The 5,560-nt window shown below is 39.0% G+C and carries 1 protein-coding gene and 1 pseudogene; both read right to left on the bottom strand.

The features are described from left to right. Nucleotides 1-4,006, bottom strand: a 4,006-nt coding sequence (locus AC22ZQ_RS12115) for a SprB repeat-containing protein (RefSeq protein ID WP_318959031.1), incomplete at its 3' end; no start/stop codon positions are given. 965 nt (nucleotides 4,007-4,971) lie between these two features. Continuing rightward, a pseudogene (locus AC22ZQ_RS12110) lies at nucleotides 4,972-5,560 on the bottom strand (ion channel); the annotation flags it as partial.

Genomic DNA, 5,560 nt, shown 5'->3' with positions numbered 1-5,560 from the left:
CGGTGTAAATACAACCATCAGATGGCGTGAATACATTTTGGTCTCCAAGTCCACAATTTACAATGCTAGGTTTTGTGTCGTCTGTAATAATTACTTGAACATAACAGGTATCTGTATTACCAGACCCATCTGTTATTACCCAAGTAACAAGGGTCGTATCTAAGTTAAAATCAATACCGTCTAAAGAGTTTCCAGAACCAGTAGTGGCTCCACTTAAGGTATACGCAATAGAAGAAATAGAACAATTATCTGTAGCTGTTACATCTAAGCCAACACCTGAATTACTATATACACAATCGTTGTTTGTACTAACATTTATGTTTGAAGGACAATAAGTAATGGTAGGAGGTGTAACATCAGGAGTTGTTGTAACAAGTACTGAATCTGAAACTACACAACTGCTATCATCTGTAACGGTTACATAGTACATTCCTGCAACTAATCCTGTTAAGTCTTCTAAGCCACTAACAAAACCATTTGGTCCTGTCCATGAAATGACGTAGGGCGCTGTTCCACCGCTAATGGCAAGATCAACGACTCCGTCATTTTCATTTGGACAGCTTACCTCTCCTGTTAATGTGGGTTTAGCTATAAAAGGAGGGGCGATAGTAATCGGCCAAGGAGTTGATTCACATCCGTTTTGGTCTCTTACTACTATGCTGTAGGTATTGTCTACTGCAAGGGAAATAACATAATTTCCAGCAGGGTTATAAGTTGCTCCACCATCTGTAGAAACTTCATAAGGTCCGCCGTCACCACCAATTGGTGTTACAGTGACGTTGATATTTGTAGTTCCCTCAGGAACACAAGGGTCGAAACTTACATCTTGGATGGCTACATTGCTGTCAATTTCTATAGTTGTTGGAATTGGAGTTGTACATCCATTACTGTCTAATGCGTATAAATTATAGCTTGCATTAACTCCAAGTTGCGCTGAATAATCTTCATAGGCTTGGTAAGTAACACCGTTATCAAAACTAACTCTATAACTTCCGAAAGCTCCACCTGAAATAGAATCAACAGTTACTAATGTTGTAGCTTCTCCTGGTACCGGACAATCTATAGTGAATTCTTCTATAATTACACTGTCTGGTTCGTTAATGAAACTTTGGATTTTATTTCCAAGTGTACATCCATTAGCATCCGTAACTTCTACCTCGTATAGACCTACTTCCAAGGAAGTAACATCCTCGAGATTACTTGTAAAGCCATTTGGACCTGTCCAAGCATAACTATATGGAAGTATACCACCTGTATTTGTCAGGTCAATAAAACCATCGTCGCTATCTCTACATGTAATGTCATTTACTTCGAAAGTAGTTACCAATTGGTCTGGTTCATCCACACCCGTGCTGTCAGAAATTGTACAGCCATTGGCATCTGTAACTTCTATCACATAGGTGTTAGGAGCAAGAGATACGATATCTTGCGTTTGTGCTACCGGTGATCCGTTAGCTGTCCAGTTATAAGTATATGGGAAAACTCCTCCCAGAACAGTTAAGTCTATCGTTGCGTTGTCATCACCAAAACATACTGAATTAGTAGGGACAAGTGCTACCGAAAGTTCTTCGGGTTGAGCGATTGTAAAGGTTTTGAAAGTTGTACATCCTTGAACATCCGTAATAGTAACATCATATTCTCCAGCAGGGAGTCCGGAAACAGATGTCACATCCGTTTCACCGCTTGACCAAGAAATGGCGTAAGGTCCTGTACCTTGAGATACAATTAATGTTGCTCCACCATTGGCAAAGCCAAAACAACTTATATTTTGAGTAACTACACTTATTTTGAAATTCTGACAAGGAGGCTCGTTGAGAAAGACACTGTCTTCTTTTACACAAGAGTTTGCATCTAAAATTTCTACATAATAAATACCTGCAGATAAATTAGTAGCCGTTTGAGTTGTCTGCCCTGTTGGCGTCCAGGTATAAGTATATCCAGGTGTACCACCTGCAGGGTTGGCTGTTGCATCACCATCAATACCTCCAACAGATGTTGCGTCGTTGGAAGTTATAGTGTTCGTTATTTTACTCGGTTGGAAAACATCAACACTTGCTATGTCAATACATCCCAATGCATCGGTAACTGTAACTGTGTAAGTTCCAGCACTTAAGTTTGTTGCGTTTGCAGTGGTTTGAATTGGAGAGGTGTTCCATTCATAACTATATGGAGCAGTTCCTCCGGTTACAAAGGATGTTGCCTCGGCATCTGAGTCTCCAAAACATTCTAAGTTGGTGCTGCTTGCGGTAACTTGTAGACCGGAACAAGTAGGGTTGTTTACTACAACGCTTCCGGTGGCAATACATCCGTTTGCATCCGTTACAGTTACTGTTGCAATACCATAACACAAGGAGTCAGCCGTTAAACTAATATCACCGTTTGACCAAACTTGAGTGTATGGAGCGGTACCTCCTGATATTACTACATTTGTGGTACCGTCACAGGTTGTATCCGTACTCGTATTTGTGCTGGTTAAAGAAAGTTGTACTGCGGGTGGTTCTGTTACTTGAATTGCACTTTCAACAGAACAACCAATAGAGTCTGTTACAATGATGGTATAAGTTCCAGCGGAAACAATAGTTGACGATGAAGCGGCACCAGTAGACCATTCATAGGTGTAAGGAAGTGTACCTCCGGAAGCTCCAGCATTGAGTGTGGTTGTTCCGTCTGTACATGCAATGGGTGCGAAAAATGGGTCAGCTTTAATCGTGTCTGGAAAGAAAATTACTACTGTATCACGTGTGTTGGTACATCCTCCACCGGCACCTGTAGATTCTAAGTATAATTCTACGCTTCCCGCGCTTAGTTCTGCGGATGTGGGTGTGTATATCGTTGAAATTGAAGTGTTACTAGGGTTAAAAGAACCCGCGCCTCCTGACCATAGAATAGAACTTGTGTTGGTAGAACTTCCTTCTAGCAATGCTTCAGGGCTCGAAGCACAGACGATTTGGTCTTCACCAGCATCTACTGTAGGTGGTTGACTTTCAATAATTGAAACGGGTAAATTGAAAGAAGGACAAGTTGGGCTGTTCAAGTTATCGCTAATTCTGGCAGTATAAGATCCCTGCGCAGTAAAAATGTAAGTTGAATCAGTAGCAAGCGTGTCGTTCATGTCGTTTACCCAGTCGATAGTATACGTACCAAAACCTCCAATAGTGGAGGCTGTAACTTCAACACTTCCTCCTGCACAGATTTCTGCCGGATTTGGAGCGTATGTTGCGGTTAGGGAATCGAAGGTGTAAAGTCTTATGGTGTCCATGGTTTCATACGTACCACAATCCACGGATACCTGTTGTGAACCTGTAATTACATAGTCAATCCAATCAGGTGCTCCTGCTAGTGGTTCAAAGAAAGGACTACTACAGTCTAAACAGCTTAAGTATGAATCGTATAAAGCTAAGTTGGTATTCCCATCTGATGAGTTTATAGCTGAAATTGTTATTGAGTCTAAACCGAAAATATTTACCGGTAAGCTACAGCCAATTCTCGTAGAATCATCATTGGGAAAAGTTGGTTTTAATACCTGTCTTAAGAAAAATTGATTCGCATCATTCCCTGGTTTACTGTATGCAATTTTGTAATTGGGCCCGGTAATGTAAGGCGGTATACATACAGCTTGACCAGCGGGTGCGGTGGTATCACAAGTCCCTGCAACAACTGTATCACCTCCATTGATGAAATGATACGTACCTGAACCTGATGGGTTAGATCCATCTGCGATTCCTATTTCCACAGCTGCTACGTTAGGGTTTAGTTTGGCGTAAAAGGAAATAAATCGATCACTACCTGTAACACCACAACATTGTCCGGCACGTACGATGGTCGGGGAAATGTAAGTACTGTCGGGATAATCTGATAGATCCACTGTGATGAGCGGTACATTTGCATCACATTCGGGTAATGACTGGGCCATTACATTAAGGTTCAGCATTGCTGATAACATCCCCAAAATATAGAGGAGACGAGGTTTAGCAACGGAACCTGTAAAAGGTTTCGTTCGTTTCATAGCAGTAAGTTTTATTGTCTTACATACAAACAAATAAATGCGTGTAATTCACGGAAAGATTTATGGATGTTGAATTCTAATTTTGTAGGGTTCAAAATTCAAATTCCAAGTGCCGTTTGTGTATAATCCAATTGTAAAAGTTGTTATGAAGGTAAATCAACTTTTCCAATTAAACAAAATCTAAACGGCTGTTTTGAACGATGTAATTAGTTGGTAAACAGTGTAGTAATTAAAAAATTAGTTGATGTATTCCGCGTGTTTATTGGGGGAATAATTAAAGGCAATCAATTTTTTAGTAGACCTGTTATTAACAAAAAAATGTGAAAAAAAATTCAAACTTTTTTTATTTGGTATTGAAATAATGATAAAGAAGTTGTGTTTTTTTGAAAAATATGCTCGGAGAAAAAATCCAAAAATTGAATCAAACTAGAGGGTAAGTTGGAATATCAATCTTTTTTATGGAGTGAGCTAAATACAGGACGTTTATTGGAAATAATTCGTCTTCTTATCTTTTTCGTTAAAAGTACATGTTGGGTTACAAATTTGTAAGAAAAAATAAAAATATCCTTATCCTTTTCACAACATATCATTTCCCCCTTGCATACATTACATGGAACTGGTAAGGTAGATGGAGAAATTTCAGAGGTACATTTTAGGGTGTTGTTAGGGTTGAGTTTGGAGCACTCTCTTTCAACTAAAAAATTAGAATGAAATTCTTGTTGGCAATAAAAGTGTATATTCTTACTGTGAAAAGGGGAGATTTCCTGTATGTAAAAATCTTAAAATGTTTGATTTACAATGTTTTAATTCTTGTGTTTTTAACGGTTTGAATAGAATAATTGTCCTTAATTATTATTGAGGTAGCATAACTTTTCACCTCTTCTTTTCATAAAAAAGTATATCTGAATGCTCATTGCGTTTACTGGTTTTAGGGGATATGGTTAATAGTTTAAAGGGGTGATAAATTAACGCTTCTCAACTTCTTCAACGCTACTCAATTGATCTAATTCTACCCGAGCTTTGCCATTTTTACTTTTACCCAATATGCGTTTAAACTTTCTATTGAACAATATTTCTGACCCTTTGAAAGAGGTGCGTGAGTGTATGCTTTGTGCATAGGTTTCGTCATAGCCCTCCAGGAAAAGTAGGATTTCCATGTCTTTGGTTTGGACATCTTCTAGGGTTAGGTTTTTTAAAGGACTGTTTTCATCAAGGGGGTGTACGATGGTCCAACTCGAGGCTAAGAGGTTAATCATATCCATTTCGAGTGGAAGAAAGAAGAATTCTCTTTTTTCATTTTGTACTTGTGAGAAGGCTAGTTTTGCCTTTAGGTTTATGAGCTGACTATCCCTTTGATTGGCTACTCGAATCATTAATCCTTGTATTTCTTTGTAGGGAGCAATTAGTGCATTTTTGCTGAAAATAAGTTTTGCTTTGGGTTTGGAAAATCTTCCATATAGGAGTCCTGTAGCCAAGGCGAAACCTGATAATCCTATAAAGGATTCGAGGGATGAAACTAATCCTATTGCTTTGTTTTCTGGGCTCATGGCTCCG

The organism is Lishizhenia sp., assembly GCF_057456495.1.
This window is presented reverse-complemented; position numbering and strand designations above follow the sequence as displayed.